This is a genomic window from Vibrio pomeroyi (genome assembly GCF_024347595.1).
Taxonomy (GTDB): domain Bacteria; phylum Pseudomonadota; class Gammaproteobacteria; order Enterobacterales; family Vibrionaceae; genus Vibrio; species Vibrio pomeroyi.
Window position 1 is genome coordinate 1497277 of record NZ_AP025507.1, and the last position, 19856, is coordinate 1517132.

The window sequence follows — 19856 nt, forward strand, 5'->3', positions numbered from 1 at the left end:
CTAGAATATTGATAACTAAACCTAAATAACGGATTTCACGCCAAACATACTACTATGCTCTCGAGTGAATATCAGACACTGTCTTTGTAAGATTAGATTTCGTTGCTTACTTTGGGAGGAGTATTAAAACACTCGATGCATATAACAAGTCGAACAGCGTAAATACGGCGTTTCCATTCCAGAACAAACAAATACCTGCTTTATTGACTGTCTGTTGACGCAAACCAACGGGCTTGTTGAATATGAATTAAAATATAACGATGGATAAGCATTTGAAATAAAAAGGTGAACCATATGGTTCGCCTTCTCTAATGATTGGATGTACTCAGTAAGAGCTATTCGATTAACCGTGGCCTGTGGCAAATATTCCGAAGGTCAGAACGTTCAAGGTGTCTGTGACTCCCTCGAGCGATTTGATGACTTTCTTAGTCGGTTCGTTGTTGAGCAATAGGTAACTTCCCAGTCCTTTTTCATTGTCGGTCTCGACTTCATCTTGTTTCGCTGTTACTTGAGATGAGTGTACTTCAGGTTCTTCAACCGCTTCTGAAACATTTTCTGCTTCTGCTTTAACGTTGGCACTAGTATCTTGAACTAAGGCCTCATTGGCCTCATCAATAGAGTCCGAAACACCATTTAGATTCGTATCCTTCTCGACACTGTTCGACAGAGCGTGTTCGTTGCTCAACGTCTTCTCATCGATCTGCTCATTACTCGTTGTAGAGCAAGCCGTTAAGAAAAACAGACTTACGATGAATGTGATTAGGTTTCGCACCATGACGATAAGGCTCGAATTAATAAAACATTGTTCGATTGTAATTTATTTATCTCTCTACATCCAGTATCAAGTGAGTTAAGAGCGCAGTTTATTGTTCCGAAAGATAAAGCAAGAAGTGCAGGTTGAAGCTAGAACCTAATAGTTAGAAACCTCAATCAGATTACCATCAGGATCTCGAACATAAACAGAGACAATTTTACCCGTCGCCCCGGTTCGCGGCACAGGCCCCTCTTCTATCTCTATTTCGTTCGCTTTGATATGTTCGATTACCTCAATCATTGGTGTATTGGTAATAAAACAAAGGTCAGCACTTCCCGCTTGCACGCGCTTTGCTTTTGGTTCGAACTCATTACCTAACTGATGAAGGTTTATCTTGTGATTACCAAATGACAACGCCACGCGACCTTCACCGAATTGGATAGGCTTCATACCTAATACGCGCTGATAGAAATCTACCGTTATCTCTATATCTTTAACGGTTAGTACCAAGTGATCTAAATGACTGATTTCCAAATTAATCATCCTTGTGTCATCGTTACTGAATATTGCGTGCTGATTGCCGAATAAGCCTTAGCCACATACTCTAATGTCCAACGTGCTAACACAAGATCAGCATACATCTTCACCTCTCACTTTGAACGAATAAAGGGAGCACAGACTGCGCTCCCTTCTCATCAGTTTTAGCTAACTTAAATCACTTTAAGTCGTTTTAGCTAGTAACAAGCACCTTCAAATACCCAGTACCAATAATTGTTGAACGGGTCAGCTCCCCAGTTATCCGCAGACGCTGTGAATCTGTTGCCATAATATTGAATGGTTGTTCCTGCTGGATAATAGTAATTTGGATTCCACTCTTGAAGGTTATCGCACAAGCCTTGTGGCTCAGGTTCTGGTTGAGGCTCTGGCTGAGGTAATTCAAACTCTGCGCTAACAGCAACGTAAGCATCCATTGAGCTTTGAACACCGTCCACCAGCACGTAGATATCTTCACCTTGCACACCACCAAAACCGCAATATTCATTGTTGTCTGAGTTGGTAGAAGAGCAATCGTAGTCGCTTAGTGACGCAGGTCGGCCGATTGCGACATACAAGTCAACGTTACCGTAACCATGATAAGTCTGAATCCAAGCATCACTTCCAGGTACATTCTTTAGAACGAACTGTTGCTGGTCGTCACCACCACTTACAATTGGTGTTGGCACGTTTATCTCTAGTTCCACTACGCCGGGTGTTGGTGTTGGTGTTGGTGTTGGTGGATTAGGGTTCGGATTTGGCTGATCAGAACCACAGTTTTGCACATCAATACCCACTTCGTTAAACGCAGATTTCACTGCAGAGGTCTCATAACCTAGCTTTTCAGCGGCTTTGCACACCCCGTTGGCACCTTCCAAAATTATCCAGAAATTTTATGCTTCAAATCGTTACGGGATTAAGATTCGATATGGATTTTCAAATAACAGCGCCAACTCACCATCATAAAATTAAACTCCCGCATTCACTAAACAAGGTAACGAGCAAAACAATGATGAAAGTGTGTTGGCGGTGTGTATTGGTTAAGGTGTAGGTTGAGACTTAGTCTTTAGCTTTATTGAGTGTGTAAGTGATGATGCTATTGCCCTCTACCTTAAACGCCCAAGTTTTGTCGTCTTCGGTAAAATGATATTCACCCTTGGACGAAGTTGGCATCAGATTAGCGATGAACTCAGATAGCTGAGGCTCGTTGATCACAAAACTCCCCTCAGAGGTATTGATGTCTAAATCGTTATTGACTTCAATCTGCGACGTCGAGCTAGGCAAGATATCGGGTAACCAGCCTCTATCAAACAAACGATCCTGTTGAGCCAGTTCGTAAGTTGCGTACTCATCACTGACAACGTCAGAACAGCCCGAGAGTAAAAGTAAAATTGGGAGTAATAGTTTCGTTTTCATTTATTTCCATCATTTGAAGGCAAGGTCTTGTCCACTCTCTCGGTTGTATTCGAATAAAAAACAACAAGCAAGGGACAAGTACCATCATAAAAACGACTTTATAAATTAATTATTATTCCCATTCAATTTAATTGACTTTATTTACATATAGTCCACATAAAAATCATTGATAATCATAGCCTTAAACGCAGAATTGACCTATAAATTAGAGTATATTCAGACCAAACACGCCCTTTACATCAAACAAAACAGCTTCCGTTTTTTCTCTCGAGACTTGCGTACCTTGGCGTAAGATATCGATGAGTTGCGCTTTGTCATCCAACAGTTCGGCTCTGCGCGCTCTTATCGGGCGGATCATCTCTTGCAGACACTCTTCCAATACCTTCTTAGTTTGGCCATCCCCTAACCCGCCTCTGCGATAGTGATCTTTTAGTTCATTGACGTAGCGAGCGTCAGTATGGAAAGCATCAAGGTAGGTAAACACGATGTTCCCTTCTACTTTGCCAGGATCTTCGATTCGTAGATGATTTGGGTCGGTATACATGGATTTCACTGCGGTACGAATCTCTTTCTCGGTCGCGCCAAGGTTAATAGCGTTGCCCATTGATTTAGACATCTTACTTTTGCCGTCAGTACTCGGAAGACGAGAGGCATTGCTCAGCAAGGGTTTACACTCATTTAAGATTGGCTTGCCCGCGAGCGAGTTAACTTTTCTCACGATCTCATTGGTCTGTTCTAGCATTGGCAACTGGTCGTCACCGACAGGAATCAAGGTGGCGTTGAACGCCGTTATATCAGCCGCCTGCGAAATCGGATAAGTCAGAAAACCAGCTGGAATTGAGCGACCAAACTCCTTGTTTTGAATCTCACTTTTAACAGTTGGATTGCGTTCCAAACGAGCAATAGAAACAAGGTTGCTGTAGAACATGGTGAGTTCAGCCAGTGCTGGTAACTGTGATTGAAGACAAATCGTGGTTTTTGTTGGGTCGATACCTACCGCTAGATAATCAGCCACCACATTAAGAATGTTAGACGAAACCTTGGCAGGATTATGAGCGTTGTCGGTAAGCCCTTGCATGTCGGCAACCAATATCGTTTGGTCGTGAATATGCTGTAACGAAGTACGCTGCTGAAGTGAACCAACATAGTGACCTAGATGTAAAGGACCGGTAGCTCGGTCGCCAGTCAGAATGATTTCCGGTTTGTTCGTGTTTTGAGGTGTTTTCATGGGGTATCTCCAAGTAATAAAAGCTACTGGAGATAAAAAGAGACGACATTCTTGGTGACATTCTTAACTACCTTCCAGCAGCTAAAGAATGTGAGTATTCCGTGCTGCTCTAGATAGAGCACCACCAGAAGAAAATTGAAGTTGAAGCAGAAGTAAATTTCATTATTAAAACCTACCAACAATATAGGTTAACGACAACCCTTTTATTGGTAGGTAATAAAACTAACGTACCGAAACCAGTTTTCGATGCGTTATAAAACAGAAACCATTGAAGGTGAATATCGTAAGTAAATGTATTAATTACATAAATCAATAATTCTAGAGCGCATAGCTTCATTGACGTTAAAGTGAGCATTCAAAAATTCAAGCTGTGCCAGAGCCGATTCCGCCGTGCGTTCGTAGCCTTGAGTAAAGGTTGGCAGTAGCTGAGCAAACTTAGGGAAGCGCGCTTCTAGCCTTCTATCAGACATAAACTCATCGACAAATTCAGGTTGTGAGCTTTCTGTTTGATCCACAAGATCGATCAAACGATCAAGCGCGTAAGATTGAACAAAACGGCTCCCAGAAAGCTTTTCACCTCGGTTATAGCGAGACATACCCACGTAAAGGTTAGTTAGCGCCTCTCCTATAATCCATGCCTGAGAATTGGGTTGTGCAGCAGCTTTTATTGGAGGCACACAACACTGAGTATCAAAGTCAGCTTCCTGCCAAACGATTCGCCCCTCCGCAAACGGAATATGCGCTAATTCATGTGGTTCGAATACTGCAAACTCACAGAATATCCCATCGGCATAAAGTACTTTATAACCATCGACCGTATTTCTTACCGCGTAGTCGATTGGGTTGATATCAGATAACCAATGCAAACTGTCTAAGAAATACTGCTTGTGTCCAGTCTGCACTATCGCAAAGAAATCGACGTCTGAGTATTGATCCAGTCGCTCTGTTTCAATGCCAACTGAGCCAAGCCCCAACAAAGCATGCGCCTTACCAGAAGATCTTAAAGATTCCCCAATGGCATCTAACCGTTGTAAGAGTTTTTGTGGTGTATTTAGTTGTTGTGCTAGCATCGCTGTATCCCTATCAAGTTGATTGCCACTCAACCTAACTGACAGTGATAACAAGCATGAAGCCCAATTTATAAAATCTGTGTTTTAGGTAACGATCTGCGCAAGTTATTGTTTCATTTAAACGGATAAAACAGCTACTAGCACCCGCTTTATATTCAATTTATAACGAAGACTTCCCTAAATACGCTGCCATTTCTTGCTCTGGAACCATACCGCCGCCTGTCGCCCAAACAAGATGCGTTGCATTGGTTAGCTTAGAATCATCGATGCCTAACCTTTCCAGATATTCTCGGTTGTGTTCGACATGTACTGCGCCCGGCATACCAGCCAATGCAGAAGGCTCTAATTGAATACCTTCGGATTGATTCAATTCACTTAGCAACTGATACATACGTTCATCGGTTAATGTGCAATAACCATCCAATAAACGTTCCATTGCTCGGCCAACAAAACCAGAAGCCCGCCCCACCGCCAAACCATCTGCAGCTGTTAGGTTATCAATACCCAGATCTTGCACTGCAATTTCATCATGCAAACCAGTGTGAACGCCCAACAACATACAAGGCGAATGAGTTGGTTCAGCAAAAATGCAGTGAACATCATCACCAAAAGCCATCTTTAAACCAAATGCCACACCACCGGGGCCACCACCAACACCACATGGCAAGTAAACGAACAATGGGTGCTCTTTGTCGACGATAATCTGTTGTTGTTCGAATTGTTGTTTGAGCCTCTCTCCCGCCACAGAATAACCAAGGAACAAGGTTTGAGAATTCTCATCATCAATGAAGAAACAACGGGGATCTTGCTCTGCTTCTTTACGTCCTTGCTCTACCGCTACACCGTAATCTTGTTCGTACTCGACCACATTGACGCCATGCTCACGCAGTTTGTTCTTCTTCCATGCTCTCGCATCAGCAGACATGTGAACCGATACCGTAAACCCAAGCTTGGCACTCATAATACCGATGGACATGCCAAGGTTACCTGTCGAGCCTACGGCAATGCTGTACTGTTGGAAAAACTCTAGAAACTCAGGCTCTAGCAGCTTGCTGTAATCATCGCTCTCACTCAATAGTCCCGCTTCAAGCGCTAATTTCTCGGCGTGGGTTAATACTTCATAAATGCCGCCACGCGCTTTGATTGATCCTGAAATCGGCAAGTGGCTGTCTTTTTTCATCATCAAACGACCTTTAATCGGTAACTGATAATGCGCTTCCAATACTGATTTCATCGCTGGGATATCAATAAGCTCAGACTCAATAATGCCATTGGTGATTTGAGTTTCAGGGAAAGCCTTTGCCAGATAAGGCGCAAACCTTTGTAACCTCAGGCTTGCATCGTGAATGTCTTTTTCGCCCAAACCTACATAAGGTAAACCCTGTTCTAGCGTTGTGATGTTTGGGTTAAACCAAGCCACTTCGTCGAGAGCTATTAATCGTTGAAGCAATGGGAAGTCTGAGATTAGCTTGTCGACATTCAATACAGTCATGGGTGACCTTCTCTGGTAACGCGCATACTGCGCAGGTTCAATCATTAGTAACCCTATTTAAACGGTATTTGTGTAATCATTCAATGATCTGTAGGCTAGCCTGTCTTCTCATAAGCAAACAGTAGAACAACCTATGAGCGCCTCACTTCGTACCAGCATTTTCGTCATTTTAGGGATTCTATTCCTATCACTTAACCTTAGAGGGCCCTTTACGAGCTTGGCTCCGGTGCTTTCTCAGGTTATGGAAGGACTCAGCCTTAATTCTTCTGCTGCTGGGTTCTTAACGGCTTTACCACTATTAACCTTCGCCCTGTTCTCGCCACTCGTTACCAAAATATCTCAGCGAATTGGGCTTGAACCTAGCTTGCTGTTGGCTTTGGTCTTAATTACCACTGGTATCACGCTGCGGTCTTTTGGACCTATTCCGACTTTATATATCGGCACCGTGATGATTGGTCTTGGTATAGCGATTGGTAATGTGTTGCTTCCTGTTGTGGTCAAAATTAGCTTCCCAACACGCATCGCAACGGTGACCTCTTTGTATATCTTTACGATGGGTATTGGATCGACATTGGGCTCTAGTTTGATGGTGCCATTTTCAGAACTGACCTTGTTCACGTTGACGGGTTGGCAGTTAGCACTGTTGATGAACCTCGTATTTCCACTATTGGCCTTGATGATTTGGCTCCCTAAAATCACCAAGCGTTCTTCTTCTAAAAGCACTAAACAGAACGAAGAAAATCCGGTACCGATGAAAAAGATGATCAAGAGTGGCGTCGCTTGGCAAGTAACATTGGCACTTGGACTTAACTCATTTACCTTCTACTCTTTGGCGGGTTGGTTACCACAAATCTTGAACGATCTTGGCTACAGCGAGATCGATGCAGGTTACATTTACGGATTCCTTCAGTTTTCAACCATGGTTCCAGGATTACTGTTACTGCCGTTCTTAGGTAAGAGTAATAATCAACGATGGTTGATTATCCTTTGTACTTCGAGTGTGTTTATTGGATTGATTGGCCTGCTGTACTTACCAGACTTTGCGATATTTTGGGTAGGACTCTTTGGTTTAGCCAACTGTTCTACGTTTATTATCGCGCTCTCTTTTGTTGGCTTGCGTACATCAAACAGCAGCCAAGCGGCTTCGTTGTCTGGTATGGCTCAAGGTATTGGTTATGCCCTAGCGGCGACGGGCCCGACTTTGGTGGGTAAACTCCATTCACAAACGGGCTCTTGGAGCGTCCCGATTCTATTCATTGCTGGCGTGGCCTTCGCATGTACGATTTTTGCCGCACTCGCCGCAAGAGATACAAAGGTCAGCGTTTAATCAGTAGAAGAATTATTAAGGCGTTGCGACTCTATCACTCGCAACTGTCTTAATGTATTCACTCGGCGATAAACCAAACTTACCTTTAAAGCGTTGGCTAAAACGCCCTTCAGATTGATAACCACAAGACTGAGCCAACATCGCTACATTCTGTTGGCCATTCTGCATCAAATACAGTGCGTGACTTAAGCGGACTTCCGCTAAAACCTCACGATATTGCATGCCTTCAAGCTTAAGTTTGCGAATCAACGTAGTACGACTCATCGCAAAGCGTTCCGCTACCGACTCTAACGGGTGTTTCTCGTCTGGAGAGTGGGAAAGGTAGTGGCTGAGCTTTTGGCTAAACGAAACGTTTGAGCTAATAAACAGCCGGTGCAATACGCCCTTCTCCGCCAGTTGCTGATACAAGCCTTGCAACCAAAATTGCTGGGTTGCTGCACTCATGCTTTGGCGATCAAACGTAAACAACGCGTTCAACGAATCTTGCAAACTCCGGTCAGCTTCTATGGTCGGCAATTCCAATTCACCTGATCGAAGCTCACTTAAATCGAGCATCGCTTGAGTTGGCTGAAATTGAAAACTGAACACACGGGAAAGAAAGCGTCCTTTGTGAGGCATGTTCTCAAAACTCAATGATGCCGAGGCTTCACACAACAACAGCTCTGAATGTGTGAGTTCGGCTGCCGACTCTTTCCAAAACAGGCGCTTACTGCCTGTGATTATCTGAATAATACTAGGGGATAGAATCCTCACATTGCGCAGTTTCTGTAATTGCTCAGCGCGAAAGACTGTCACTTGATATTGATGATTCATCCCATCCCCTTGTTTGGTTGTATTTCTTGTAGTTGTATTTCTTGTAGCAATAATTGCTTATTGCTTGATTAACCAACTAACGAGTATAAGTCGTGGTTAATCTCGCTTTGTCTAACGCCATGCTGTTCAGCGTAAAACCGACCACAGCAGACGGTGTGTTTTCATCTAGGTTAAGTTTGTCCGTTGGTAATGCCCAAACAGTGAATTGGTAACGGTGCATACCATCTTTTTCTGGAGGACAAGCGCCACCAAAACCAACTGTTCCGTAGTCGATGCGACCTTCTTTACCGCCTAGCTTTGCAATATCAGCTGCACGAGGGAGTTCATTTACGCTTGCTGGGATATCAAACGCCACCCAATGCCAGAAGCCGCTTTCAGTTGGTGCGTCCGGGTCGTAGGCGGTAATCGCAAAGCTTTTAGTGCCTGCTGGCGCGTCTTTCCACATTAACTGAGGTGACAAGTTATCGCCATCACAGCCCCAGCTAGAGTATTCAAACGTCTTCGCCATAGGGTGACCTTCTTGAATATCATTGCTCGTGAGTTCAAATGCCTGAGCTGAACTTGCAGCCAAGATGCTCATTGCCAATACTGATTTGATGATTGTTTTCATGGTGGTTCCTCTTATTAGGTTTGAACCCAGTATATTCGGTTCCACCTTCCCAAAAATAACAGTAAGTACACAATAATCAAATCTAAACCAAATAAATGATACTTTCTGTATTTTATCCTTGTTCTCTGAAAGCATGTTCAATTCAGGCTTATGATTTATTTCATGACTCAGCTTCATAATTTGATATTGAAAGGACACTTGTTGACATTCAGGTTACAAATCTCAGCCAAAACTCTTTAGACTCGCCCTAATGACTTTTAACGAGAATGACTGGATGCGCAGGCTGACATTAGCCCTTTGTTTGACCCTTTGGCTCCCAACGCTAGCCAATGCCCAAAGTTTGCAAGACAAGTGGCAAACCCTGTATCAACTCAGTTGGCAGTCGTCTCCTATCTCTGTCTCTCAACAAGAATTAGCTCAGTATCCAAAAGTTCTTCTTAAGGAAAGCACCCGCTACCCGGATTTCAAAAAATTCAGTTGGGAAGAGATCGCTGCGCTAGCCACAATTCAAGATAGCTGCCGAGCGATTGAAAACACCAATCCTTCTTTGAACGATGCCATCGAATTCGAACTGGCTTTGTGTCAGCAACAAGCGTTGGATTCAATCTGGTTTGCGGCACACTCAAAACGACACCCTGCTGGTGGCAGTTTTGCTGATCGTTATGTCGCGTATTACCCAGAGAACAGTGAGCAAATTCACCCCTTTCTGAGCATCAGCAATCCCCTGCACCCTTTATTTACTAAGCTAGAAGCCTTAACGACAGAAGGGAAAGAGGCGCTACTTAATGGATACCGCGCTTGGCAACAAGGTGATGTGCTTTGGTTAAGTGGCGAGCAAGGCTGGAAAGCGATTCCATCTGAAGTTTGGCAGCCTATCGCCGAGCAACAAGAAGTGACCTTGTCGGGTGAAAACTGTTCTTTTCGTTACAGTAACCTGTGTCTGAGCGAGTCGAGCAACGACAGGCTTGTCATGAAACTTGTAACTCTCGCACTACTCTTAACGCTACTTTGCGTATTAACTCGTGCCATATATCTACGTAGGAAAGAGCGCAAAGAGAAACAGTTCGTATTGCAGCTTCTCACGCATGAACTTCGCACGCCAATCACTAGCCTTGGCTTAACCGTCGAAATGTTCAGAAACCGCTACGATGATTTCCCCGATGATACCCAAGGGGCAGTTTGGCGTTTAATATCTGACTATCAAAGGCTTTCTCAGCTCACTCAGAACAGTAAAGTTTACTTGAGTTCGGATCAGTCCGAGCCCCTGCTAAAGCAAAACGCATCATTGGAAGAGTGGCTCGACCATGTCTGTGAAAAGCACAATATTGAGTATCAATGTGAAGCAAGCGAAGTCGAACTTAATCTACCGTATTACTGGCTAACCATTTGTTTAGATAACTTGATCAAGAATGCCAAGCAACACGGTCAAGGTAAGGTTTTAGTTAAGGTCACCCTTGCCGAAAAGCTGACGATAGAAGTGCAAGATGAAGGTCAGTTCCCTTCTTGGATACAACGCCTTATGTCTCGACTAACGCCAAGCACTGCACACAAACAAGATAACATGGGCATTGGCCTAACGATTGTCGAACACTTGATGAAGCAAGCCAATGGCCGTCTCATTATTATCCGTAACCCAACCCGATGTATTTTGGAAATCACTTATGAACACCCTATTGCTGATTGAAGACGACCAACTGCTTGGGCAAGGCCTCGTCAGCTTCTTTGAGTCCAATGGTTACCACTGCCTTTGGGCACAAGATGCAAAGAGTGCTAGTAAGCTGTGGTTGCGTGCAGACCTTGTGGTGCTTGACCGACAACTCGAAGACGGCGACAGCTTACAGCACCTTCCAAATTGGCTACTGCTCAAAGCTCTGCCTGTAATTGTGCTAACCGCGAAAGTAGAAGTTCAACAACGTGTTGAAGGCTTGATGGCTGGCGCTAAAGATTACGTGACTAAACCATTTTCAAATGAAGAGTTGCTTGCTCGGGTAATTACTCAGCTTCGCCCATTAGGTGTTAGCCACTTGAACTACGCCAATATCCAAGTCAACTTGTCGGAACGAATCGCTTATTTGGATGACAGTCCTATAGCACTCAAACCTAAAGAGTTTCAGCTATTGATTTTGTTTGTTCAGAACCAAAGGCGCGTGTTTCACCGAGATGAATTACTTAACAAGATTTGGGGTTACCAAGCCTTCCCAAGTACCAGAACCGTGGACAATCATATACTGCGATTGCGTCAGAAGCTGCCGACACTTCACCTAGAAACACACCGAGGCATTGGTTATCGTTTAGCAGGAGAATCCCAATGAAGCTAAGCTCGCTAACAGCACTGTTCTGTACATTGCCCTTTGCGTGTCATGCGGCTTGGTTTGCTAACACGCCATTGCAACACACCTATCAATCACTGCTTGATAACCAACCACAAGTCGCGTGGCAGGAGCTACAAATCGCGCTGAATCAGAAGACACTTGATAGCCAACTTTGGTTGCCCGTTAAACAGGAAATACTGAGTCGAACTCAATGTGGAACCACTCTTGAACAAAGCTCTGCACCAAACAATCACATCCAAGTCAGCTTTATCAAACGCCACGGTCTTTCGTCACAAGGCTATCAGATTAAAGTGTCTGCGGAGCAGTTGAACGAAGCAGTAGAAGATCAAACACAGCGTATCTCTTTGGTTTCACCTCAGGGGAAAGTGGTTATCGACGGGCAACTTAATTCAGATGTCGAATATCAAGAGATTGAAACCAGTGAAATGTTTATCAAGCCGGAATCTGGTGTTTATCAGTTAACTATAGGATCGAACAACTACCCTATTATTGTTGCGCTAGATGACAGTAAGCGATGGTTAACACTCGAAAACAAACTCAACGACCCTCACATCGTGGTAACGCCACCCAATGTGATCGACAACTGCCCTAACACCAATGTGAGCTGGCAATGGTTTGATGAAAACTACGACATGTTAGGTTTCAAGGTGCCAATCAAGTCACTTGAAGCAACCGTTCCGACAGAAAGCCCTTCGGGTGCTCAAGCCAAACACTTAAGTGCTTCGGTGGAAATGTTTGAATATCAAGGCTCGATTGAAGTCCAATATGTGCAGCGTGTCTCGGTACCTTTCTAAGGTTAATGCCTTTCTGAGTTAAGCTCACGATAAAATGGTATTAAACCCCTAAGGGAAAGAATAGAGACATATAGGTGACAAAGCACCGACACGGCTTAGGTTTAATAACCGTACTTACTCATACGGAACCTAGATATGTTCAATGTTCGTCACCACCTTAACTTTACGTCTTTCGCCATTGCGGCTCTCTTTAGCAGTTGTGCTTTTTCAGCAAACGCACAAAGCAATCAGATAACACTAACGAATACCAACAACAGCGACACAGTATCGATTTCAACAAAAACATTAGCGATAGATTGGAATGGCTTAAGCGTGAATAGCGCAGCGCTAACGGTTGATCGTCAGCCTCAGCAAGTCACTAAACTTGTCGCTCACTCACAAACCAAGGCTTCTTGGACACTCCTACCAAGCAGAATCCATGTTGAAGCTGAATTGAAGCAAGATGATCTTCTTGTCCAATTCACCTTACCTGAAAACACACAAGTAAAACGAAATCACCCTATTGAACTCGCTTGGTTTGACCTTGCAGAACAACAAACTCAAACCCTATTCCTACCCTTTAGCGAAGGGATGCGAGTGCCTACCAACAATAAGCTGTGGGCAAACTATCTAGTCGACAATCATTCTGGTAGTAACACAACTCAAGACTTAAAGATGCCGTTTTGGACCATGCAGCAGAAGGATCAATTCATCAGTTATCAGTTGGTCAACCCAACCAACAATCTTTTGTTTTTTTCTAACTCGTCCGCTAAGAGAAGCACCAACATTGATATGAATGCATCACATCAATTTACTACGCTGAACAAGTCTCAGCCTTTCACGATTCGCATAACAATTGGCGATTCTTGGTTAGATGGTGCCAAACAATACCGAGATTGGCGCGTTAAGAACGGCCTCTCTGAATCGCTTGTCGAAAAGCAAAAGCGTAATCCTGACGTGAGCAAGCTAATTGGCGCGAGCCACGTTTATCTGTTTGGTAAAGACCCGTTAAGCATCCAAGATGTGGACGACTGGTGGGGATTAAACGCCTGGTATCTAGAGAGGTCAAAACTGATTGTTCCAAGTGAAGCCAAGCGAGAACTGTCTTCAATGTCTAAAGGCAAAGATTGGTTCAGTAAATATCACAAACAGCTGTTGTTGGACTCTATCAGCCAGTCACTACAAGACTTGTATCCAGTTACAACGCCAACACTTGCTGATAACACCATTAAAGCTCAACACACCGCTGCACAGAACAAGAAAAGCTGGTTGATTAAGAACGCGTCTTCTTATCTCAATGCACCTGAAACTTGGGGACAAGCCTTGTCGTCGGACATGGTCAACAACCTAAATAAAGCAGGCCTGAATAAGCTTTGGCTGGGTTTTGATAATTGGATGCCAGCTTTCTATCAACCGAACGCGGTACAACTGGGTAAACAGTCTGGTTATCTGGTTGGAACCTACGACTCCTACAACACAGCCATACCTGCCAAGTTAAATGACAACTGGCTAACCGCTCAATTGCCAGAGCCGATGCGTCAAAGTTGTGCGATTGAACTAGCGGATGGCAGCTTGAAAAAAGGATTTCGAGGTAACGGTTATTATCTAAATCCGAATTGCCATTTAGATTACGTAAAACAGCGCGCTCAAGACATCATGAGCTTTGGTCACTTCAATAGCTTGTTCTTAGATGTGGATGCGACCGCCATGGCGCGTGAGGACTATCGAGATAATTCCAATGAATCGGATATGCTTTCAGCCTTTAATAACCGAATGCAGTGGTTAAGTGGGCAACCAAATTTGGTGTTGGGTTCTGAAGATGGCAATAGCCAGACAACCACAGGCACCGCGTTTGCGCACGGTTTAGAAACGGTCGGCTTTGGTTGGACAGACAAAGACATGAAAGAAAACCGCAAGTCGCCTTATTACTTGGGTCGCTGGTACCCTGCTCATAAACCGGACTTTTTCTTCAAATCGGCAAAAGTGAAAGAACCCTATAAGTCTCTGCTGTTTTCGCCTCAATACCGAATTCCACTCTACCAAGCCGTATTCCACGATGAAGTGATTAACACGCACCACTGGCATTCAGACAGTCTCAAGTTCACTAACGTACAAGCAGATCGTGACTCAACCGCCATGCTGTACAACACACCTGCGATGGTTCACTTAACAAGAGATGAAGCTTTATCGAGCTCAAGCCCAAGGCTTAAGGCATTGAAGCACTATCAAGACGGCTTTGAACCTATACACAAACAGCTATGGGATAAGCAGTTGGTCGATTTCGACTGGTTAGACAAAAACGGCGATGTTCAAGAAACCGTGTTCAGTGACGGAAGTCAGATCATCGCGAACTTCTCTGACCAAGCGTTTAGCCAAAACGGCGTCACAATAACAGCGACTTCTATCAAAGCTATGTTGAGCAATGGACAAGTCGTTGAGTGGAAACCAACGCTGAACTAGTTTGATCGTGCCGCTAACTGCCAACTTTATTCACGTTCACAAGTTGGCAGTTAGCGCTGTGAACGAACTTACTATTTCCAAGATTAGCTTTGATGACTTGGTTACATAAAATCAGAAAGCGCCATCTTTATGCTTGTAATAACAAGAAAAATCCGAGTTTTAACATTCAAGTACCAATCCCAATCGAGACCTAATTCTCTCTATTTTTATACAAGAAAATTGGGTACCAACCACAATTTCAAACACTGGCGTTTTCACAAAAACTTCAAAAGTGATATCTATATTTTTATTGACCGATAATAATACAAAAGAGATATTTTGATGAATAAAACCCTACTCGCTAGCTGTGCCCTTCTTGCCTTTTCTTCTTCGGCAATCGCTAATGTTGAGTTTTCGAATCCAGAAGGCGCTTTAGGCGAACCTTCTAATTACTCTCAATACCAAAATGTTTTGTCAGTGTCTGAACTTCAAATTTCAGATCCAAACGGAAAGAAAGGCAACAAAGACTATTTTGCGCTCGATAATAACTACGACGGCATTGTGAACAACAACTTCTATGTCGACAAAGAAAGTGAAGCGCTAGTCTTTACCATGAAGAATGACCACCTGCGTAACGAGTTACGCATTCAGGAAAACTTCCGCACAGACTTAGCGAATGAAACATACACATTAAGTTCAGAAGTGGAGATCATAAACCCTGAAGAGTCGATGAAGAACTCAGACTCTAAGCAAGACGAGATTACTTTTCTACAAGTACACAACAAAGGCTTAGATGATCTTGGTACTCACAATGTCCCTCACCCTTTGCTGCGTGTTGTATGGAAACGTGACAATAATGGTGTTGAAGGGCATTTCTGGGCAATCATTAAGAACAACGCTGTAATTTGTAAAGGATCGTTCGGTAAGAAGAACCAAGACAAGGAAATGTGCAAATCAGACGTAGCATATTCTCAATACGACTTAGGCAAAGCACCAGAAGGCAAACCAACAGCATTTGACCTAATCGTTGGTGATAAGAAACTCATTGTTGACGTAGACGGTGAGCGTAAAGTTGAGCAGGATATTGACTACTGGCGTCACCTATTAAGCTACTTCAAAGCTGGCGTATATAACCAATTTACGAATGGACAAAGTGAAGCTCACTTCTACAAGCTAGAGTACACCGAGAAAAAGAGCTAGTTCGGTACTTAACCTACAACCACATTGAGTAATCGGAAAAAGAAAAACGGACTTGCGAGAAGGTTCGTTTTTCTTATCAATGCTATTGGTCATTGTCGATGACTTATAACTAAACAGCGGTTAATCGTTCAATCACTTCTGTTGCTTCCAATGCAATATGCCTCTATTCAGTGTTTTCGTTAGCTCTATTTTGAAAAGCTGTCAGTAGATAGTCGATAAACACGTTTTTTCGTTTGGGCATGAGCTGCCTATCGGCGTACACCAAGCTTACCGAGACTTGTGGCATGTCGTATTCTGGCAGCAAGTGCACCAACCGACCTGATTTAAAATGCTCTCGACAGATAAACTCAGGGAGCACTGCAAGCCCTAACCCATCGACACATGCTGTTAAACACGCGGTAATGGTATTCACCTTCAGTTGGCTTGGCAGCTCAATATACTCAGACTCTCCATCATCAAGCTGCAACTTCCATTTGGGCAAACGTGCTGCTTTATTCGAGACCTCAATCATACGAAATGGTGACTTGAGATCTTTGGGCGTTTTAATTTCGCCAAATTGCTCTAAATATTTAGGGCTAGCGACCAACACACGCCCAGAGGTTGTCAAAAACCGAGAAACCAAACTGGAATCTGCCAGCTCACCAATCTGCGCATAAAGATCGATGCCTTCACCAATAATATCGACTTCTCGATTAGTCAGTTCCAAGTTCATCGTTACATTCGGGTATTCAAGTAAAAAGCGATGGATGTATTTGGCGAGAACTTGATGACCCAGCTCGACAGGCAAAACCACATTTAAAGGGCCACGAATCAGGTCTTGATTGGCAGAAACCTCTAGCTCAGCTTGATTCATGATCTCGTGCATTTGCATGCTCGACTGATAGAAGCGCTCACCTTCCGGTGTTAATACCAAACTTCGTGTCGAACGAGTGATCAATCTCACACCTAGGTGCTGTTCTAGCTCAGCCAATTTTCGACTGACGGTCGACTTCGTCATGTTCAACGCTTCAGCTGCGTGTGTAAAACTCCCACAATCAACCACTTGTGTAAAAACAGTGACCGCATTTAAGTCCATCCGACCTCCCCAAACTCGCTATTAGTAAGATTTTTGCAACAGTGTTTCCCTTTTTTCCTATCTTATCAATCAATGACTTTCATTTACAATTCGTTACATCTAAATAAAAACAAAATGAGAAAATAGAAATGACAGAGAACAACAACGCTTCGCAATCAGTAAGCACAAAAAAACGTAAAAAAGCACCGCTTATTGCTACTGCGATCATGCTGTCATTGGGTTTAGCTGGCGCTGGATATTGGTATGGCTACGGTCAGTATTTTGAATCGACCGATAACGCCTACCTACAAGGCGACATCACCAATATTAGCCCTAAAGTGTCTGGCTATATTGTTAAGTCTTACGTGAGTGATAACCAATCGGTGAAAGAAGGTGACCTATTGGTTCAAATTGATGACCGTGATTACCAAGCGGCCCTTGCTCAAGCTAATGCCCATTTATCCGTCGTACAATCCGACGTAAAGAACTTAATCGCTCAACAAACGTTACAACGTAGCAAAATCAACCAAGCAGAAAGTGGCGTCGACTCTGCCGAAGCAGAATATGAACGTGCGATCCAACAAGTGCAGCGCTCTCGCAGCTTATTAAAACGCAATTACGCTTCTCAAGATGAAGTCGATAGCATGGTCGCTCAACAAAAAGTGACCCTTGCTGACTTAGAAGAAGCGAAAGCCAACCTTGTCGCTACCAATGACCAACTCATCGTTATTGCGAGCGAAATTGAGCAAGCCAAAGCCTCAGTAACAGAAGCGCAAGCACAACAAGATCAAGCACAGCTCAACCTTGATTACACCAAAGTCTACGCACCTACAGACGGCGTCATTGGTAAACGCAGTGTGCGTGAAGGTTTATTGATTCAAGCCGGTGCTCCGCTTATGAGTCTAGTGCCTAACAACCAAGTGTGGATTGAAGCAAACTTCAAAGAGACACAACTTAGCGGTATTCACAAAGGTCAAACAGTTGAAGTCGAGTTAGACGCCTTTCCAGGCCAGCCACTTGAAGGCGTGGTAGACAGCTTCTCCCCTGCTACTGGCGCTAAGTTCGCGCTGCTGCCACCTGAGAATGCAACCGGTAACTTCACCAAAATTGTTCAACGTGTCCCTGTGAAAATTACCATTCCAGATCAGCAAGAGTTGAAAGGTCGATTGCTGCCTGGTTTGTCTGTGGTTGCGACCATCGATAAACGAGGCTAGATCATGAGCAGCGCTGGTGTTGTCACCTCAACTCATGATGAGGACAAAGTATCAACTCGCCATTGGATCGCCCTATTCGGCGGATTGATTGGTGCGTTTATGGCGATCTTGGATATCCAGATCACCAACTCGTCCCTTAAAGATATTCAAGGTGCCTTGTCTGCAACCTTGGATGAAAGCTCATGGATCTCAACCTCTTATCTAGTCGCAGAAATGATCGCCATTCCACTCAGTGGTTGGCTTTCAAAAGCGCTCGGTAAACGCCGTTATCTCACTTGGACCACGGCAATTTTTACCATTTCATCTCTGCTGTGTTCTTTCTCGTGGAACATGACGTCGATGATCGTGTTCCGTGCGATGCAAGGTTTTAGTGGTGGTGCATTAATCCCACTCGCGTTCTCCTTGGTTATTCAACTGCTGCCTATTAACAAACGTGCAGTCGGCATGGCACTGTTTGGTGTTACCGCGACCTTTGCTCCATCTATTGGCCCAACGTTTGGTGGTTGGCTGACCGAGAACTTCTCGTGGCACTATATTTTTTACATCAATATTCCGCCCGCTCTGCTCGTGATCACCATGATCCGCTATGGCTTGGACGATGAAAAACTCGACCTTGGTACGTTGAAAAAAGCCGACTGGTTCGGCATCGCAACCATGGCACTAGGTTTAGGTTGCTTGGAAGTCGTGTTAGAAGAAGGCAACCGTGAAGAATGGTTTAGCTCAAGCTTTATCGTTGGCTTGAGTATTGTGTCTGCGGTCAGTTTGGTTTACTTCGTGATAAACGAGTTGCAACACAAGAAGCCACTGGTGAACTTGCGGCTATTGCGGGATGCGCAGTTTGCGATGTCTTGTATCGCCTATCTGATTTTAGGTATGGCGTTGCTCGGATCTATCTATGTATTACCGCTGTATTTAACGCAAATCCAGCAATACAACGCGATGGAAATCGGCGAAGTTCTGATGTGGATGGGTTTCCCACAACTTCTGATATTCCCAATCGTGCCCAAACTGACTCAAATCATTAAGCCTAAATACTTGGTGACCTTTGGCTTCGCGATGTTCGGTTTCAGTTGTTACGTGAACACCCACATGACGATCGATTTTGGTGGTCAGCAGTTGATTTTGTCTATGATTCTGCGCGCTATTGGCAGCCCGTTTATTATGGTTCCGCTGTCTTTGGTGGCCATGAAGAACATCAGCAAAATCGACACACCGGATGCTTCGACTTTAACCAACGTAATGCGCAACCTAGGTGGTGCTTTCAGCATAGCGATTATCGCTACGCTACTGGATAACAAAACTCGCGAGCATCTTGCACATATCAAAGAGTCGCTGCCTTCAGTGAGTCAACTTGGTTGGCAAACACTCAAAGATCAGCAAGCGTTCTTTATCCAATCAGGCAGTGATGCAGCGACAGCAATGCAACAAGCACAGGCAAGCTTACTTGGAACCATGCAACGTGACGCCGCTATCATGGCCTATAACGATGTGTTCTTAATGATGACGGCATTCTTAGCGTTAGCCGCTGTATTGATTCTGAATATGCGTGATTAGAGCTAAATTGATTCATCATTCAACTCAGCGAAAGTAAAAACACGA

The 19856-nt window shown here is 44.1% G+C and carries 17 protein-coding genes and 1 pseudogene; 8 read left to right on the forward strand and 10 right to left on the reverse strand.

Going from position 1 to position 19856, the window contains the following annotated elements; translation table 11 throughout:
• Positions 1-343: 343 nt before the first annotated feature.
• The 7 genes and pseudogenes from OCV12_RS22655 to OCV12_RS22685 all read right to left on the reverse strand — a co-directional run bounded on the left by OCV12_RS22655 (position 344) and on the right by OCV12_RS22685 (position 6494).
• Positions 344-775, reverse strand: coding sequence for a hypothetical protein (locus OCV12_RS22655; protein ID WP_261886242.1), 432 nt, complete (start codon positions 773-775; stop codon positions 344-346).
• Between the two features lie 135 nt (positions 776-910).
• Positions 911-1288 carry a VOC family protein gene (locus OCV12_RS22660; protein ID WP_261886243.1) on the reverse strand — a complete coding sequence of 126 codons (378 nt, stop codon included), beginning with the start codon at positions 1286-1288 and terminating at the stop codon, positions 911-913.
• A gap of 200 nt (positions 1289-1488) precedes the next feature.
• Positions 1489-2163: pseudogene (locus OCV12_RS22665) on the reverse strand (PPC domain-containing protein); the annotation flags it as partial.
• 184 nt (positions 2164-2347) lie between these two features.
• Positions 2348-2704 (reverse strand): hypothetical protein, encoded by a 357-nt coding sequence (locus tag OCV12_RS22670; protein WP_261886244.1) that lies wholly within the window; start codon positions 2702-2704, stop codon positions 2348-2350.
• 205 nt (positions 2705-2909) lie between these two features.
• Positions 2910-3932: a tryptophan--tRNA ligase gene (trpS, locus tag OCV12_RS22675; protein ID WP_261886245.1), complete on the reverse strand. Its 1023-nt coding sequence runs from the start codon at positions 3930-3932 to the stop codon at positions 2910-2912.
• A gap of 296 nt (positions 3933-4228) precedes the next feature.
• A complete protein-coding gene (locus OCV12_RS22680; RefSeq protein ID WP_261886246.1) occupies positions 4229-5002 on the reverse strand; it encodes a hypothetical protein in 774 nt (257 codons plus the stop codon).
• A 160-nt stretch (positions 5003-5162) separates the two neighbouring features.
• Positions 5163-6494 carry a D-serine ammonia-lyase gene (locus OCV12_RS22685; RefSeq protein WP_261886247.1) on the reverse strand — a complete coding sequence of 444 codons (1332 nt, stop codon included), beginning with the start codon at positions 6492-6494 and terminating at the stop codon, positions 5163-5165.
• A 133-nt stretch (positions 6495-6627) separates the two neighbouring features.
• Here OCV12_RS22685 and OCV12_RS22690 point away from each other — a divergent pair, with 133 nt between their 5' ends.
• Positions 6628-7821 carry an MFS transporter gene (locus OCV12_RS22690; protein ID WP_261886248.1) on the forward strand — a complete coding sequence of 398 codons (1194 nt, stop codon included), beginning with the start codon at positions 6628-6630 and terminating at the stop codon, positions 7819-7821.
• Positions 7822-7836: 15 nt separating this feature from the next.
• Here OCV12_RS22690 and OCV12_RS22695 read toward each other — a convergent pair whose 3' ends face one another.
• Together OCV12_RS22695 and OCV12_RS22700 are read right to left on the reverse strand one after the other, a co-directional pair.
• The gene (locus OCV12_RS22695) at positions 7837-8634 is read right to left on the reverse strand and encodes a helix-turn-helix transcriptional regulator (RefSeq protein ID WP_261886249.1); all 798 of its coding nucleotides are present in this window, start codon (positions 8632-8634) and stop codon (positions 7837-7839) included.
• A gap of 76 nt (positions 8635-8710) precedes the next feature.
• Positions 8711-9244: a YbhB/YbcL family Raf kinase inhibitor-like protein gene (locus OCV12_RS22700; protein WP_261886250.1), complete on the reverse strand. Its 534-nt coding sequence runs from the start codon at positions 9242-9244 to the stop codon at positions 8711-8713.
• 274 nt (positions 9245-9518) lie between these two features.
• On the opposite strand from OCV12_RS22700, the gene OCV12_RS22705 reads away from it, so the two are divergent.
• From OCV12_RS22705 to OCV12_RS22725, 5 genes are all read left to right on the forward strand, one after another.
• A complete protein-coding gene (locus OCV12_RS22705) occupies positions 9519-10928 on the forward strand; it encodes an ATP-binding protein (RefSeq protein ID WP_261887123.1) in 1410 nt (469 codons plus the stop codon).
• A complete protein-coding gene (locus OCV12_RS22710; RefSeq protein ID WP_261886251.1) occupies positions 10906-11556 on the forward strand; it encodes a response regulator transcription factor in 651 nt (216 codons plus the stop codon). The genes OCV12_RS22705 and OCV12_RS22710 overlap by 23 nt, the downstream gene beginning before the upstream one ends.
• Positions 11553-12371, forward strand: coding sequence for a DUF2861 family protein (locus OCV12_RS22715; protein ID WP_261886252.1), 819 nt, complete (start codon positions 11553-11555; stop codon positions 12369-12371). The genes OCV12_RS22710 and OCV12_RS22715 overlap by 4 nt, the downstream gene beginning before the upstream one ends.
• Positions 12372-12506: 135 nt before the next feature.
• Positions 12507-14810 (forward strand): glycoside hydrolase, encoded by a 2304-nt coding sequence (locus OCV12_RS22720; RefSeq protein WP_261886253.1) that lies wholly within the window; start codon positions 12507-12509, stop codon positions 14808-14810.
• Between the two features lie 321 nt (positions 14811-15131).
• The gene (locus OCV12_RS22725; RefSeq protein WP_176679756.1) at positions 15132-15989 is read left to right on the forward strand and encodes a polysaccharide lyase family 7 protein; all 858 of its coding nucleotides are present in this window, start codon (positions 15132-15134) and stop codon (positions 15987-15989) included.
• A gap of 163 nt (positions 15990-16152) precedes the next feature.
• Here OCV12_RS22725 and OCV12_RS22730 read toward each other — a convergent pair whose 3' ends face one another.
• Positions 16153-17064: a LysR family transcriptional regulator gene (locus tag OCV12_RS22730; RefSeq protein WP_261886254.1), complete on the reverse strand. Its 912-nt coding sequence runs from the start codon at positions 17062-17064 to the stop codon at positions 16153-16155.
• Positions 17065-17192: 128 nt separating this feature from the next.
• On the opposite strand from OCV12_RS22730, the gene OCV12_RS22735 reads away from it, so the two are divergent.
• Positions 17193-18257 (forward strand): HlyD family secretion protein, encoded by a 1065-nt coding sequence (locus tag OCV12_RS22735; protein ID WP_017632139.1) that lies wholly within the window; start codon positions 17193-17195, stop codon positions 18255-18257.
• A 3-nt stretch (positions 18258-18260) separates the two neighbouring features.
• On the forward strand, positions 18261-19811 hold the full coding sequence (locus tag OCV12_RS22740) for a DHA2 family efflux MFS transporter permease subunit (RefSeq protein ID WP_261886255.1): 1551 nt from the start codon (positions 18261-18263) through the stop codon (positions 19809-19811).
• Positions 19812-19856 lie beyond the last annotated feature (45 nt).

What these genes read in the sequence shown, in the direction of transcription:
- OCV12_RS22655 (WP_261886242.1), bottom strand. Translation starts at nt 775, where the DNA reads ATGGTGCGAAACCTAATCACATTCATCGTAAGTCTGTTTTTCTTAACG.
- OCV12_RS22670 (WP_261886244.1), bottom strand. Translation starts at nt 2,704, where the DNA reads ATGAAAACGAAACTATTACTCCCAATTTTACTTTTACTCTCGGGCTGT.
- trpS (WP_261886245.1), bottom strand. Translation starts at nt 3,932, where the DNA reads ATGAAAACACCTCAAAACACGAACAAACCGGAAATCATTCTGACTGGC.
- OCV12_RS22680 (WP_261886246.1), bottom strand. Translation starts at nt 5,002, where the DNA reads ATGCTAGCACAACAACTAAATACACCACAAAAACTCTTACAACGGTTA.
- OCV12_RS22685 (WP_261886247.1), bottom strand. Translation starts at nt 6,494, where the DNA reads ATGACTGTATTGAATGTCGACAAGCTAATCTCAGACTTCCCATTGCTT.
- OCV12_RS22690 (WP_261886248.1), top strand. Translation starts at nt 6,628, where the DNA reads ATGAGCGCCTCACTTCGTACCAGCATTTTCGTCATTTTAGGGATTCTA.
- OCV12_RS22695 (WP_261886249.1), bottom strand. Translation starts at nt 8,634, where the DNA reads ATGAATCATCAATATCAAGTGACAGTCTTTCGCGCTGAGCAATTACAG.
- OCV12_RS22700 (WP_261886250.1), bottom strand. Translation starts at nt 9,244, where the DNA reads ATGAAAACAATCATCAAATCAGTATTGGCAATGAGCATCTTGGCTGCA.
- OCV12_RS22705 (WP_261887123.1), top strand. Translation starts at nt 9,519, where the DNA reads ATGCGCAGGCTGACATTAGCCCTTTGTTTGACCCTTTGGCTCCCAACG.
- OCV12_RS22710 (WP_261886251.1), top strand. Translation starts at nt 10,906, where the DNA reads ATGAACACCCTATTGCTGATTGAAGACGACCAACTGCTTGGGCAAGGC.
- OCV12_RS22715 (WP_261886252.1), top strand. Translation starts at nt 11,553, where the DNA reads ATGAAGCTAAGCTCGCTAACAGCACTGTTCTGTACATTGCCCTTTGCG.
- OCV12_RS22720 (WP_261886253.1), top strand. Translation starts at nt 12,507, where the DNA reads ATGTTCAATGTTCGTCACCACCTTAACTTTACGTCTTTCGCCATTGCG.
- OCV12_RS22725 (WP_176679756.1), top strand. Translation starts at nt 15,132, where the DNA reads ATGAATAAAACCCTACTCGCTAGCTGTGCCCTTCTTGCCTTTTCTTCT.
- OCV12_RS22730 (WP_261886254.1), bottom strand. Translation starts at nt 17,064, where the DNA reads ATGGACTTAAATGCGGTCACTGTTTTTACACAAGTGGTTGATTGTGGG.
- OCV12_RS22735 (WP_017632139.1), top strand. Translation starts at nt 17,193, where the DNA reads ATGACAGAGAACAACAACGCTTCGCAATCAGTAAGCACAAAAAAACGT.
- OCV12_RS22740 (WP_261886255.1), top strand. Translation starts at nt 18,261, where the DNA reads ATGAGCAGCGCTGGTGTTGTCACCTCAACTCATGATGAGGACAAAGTA.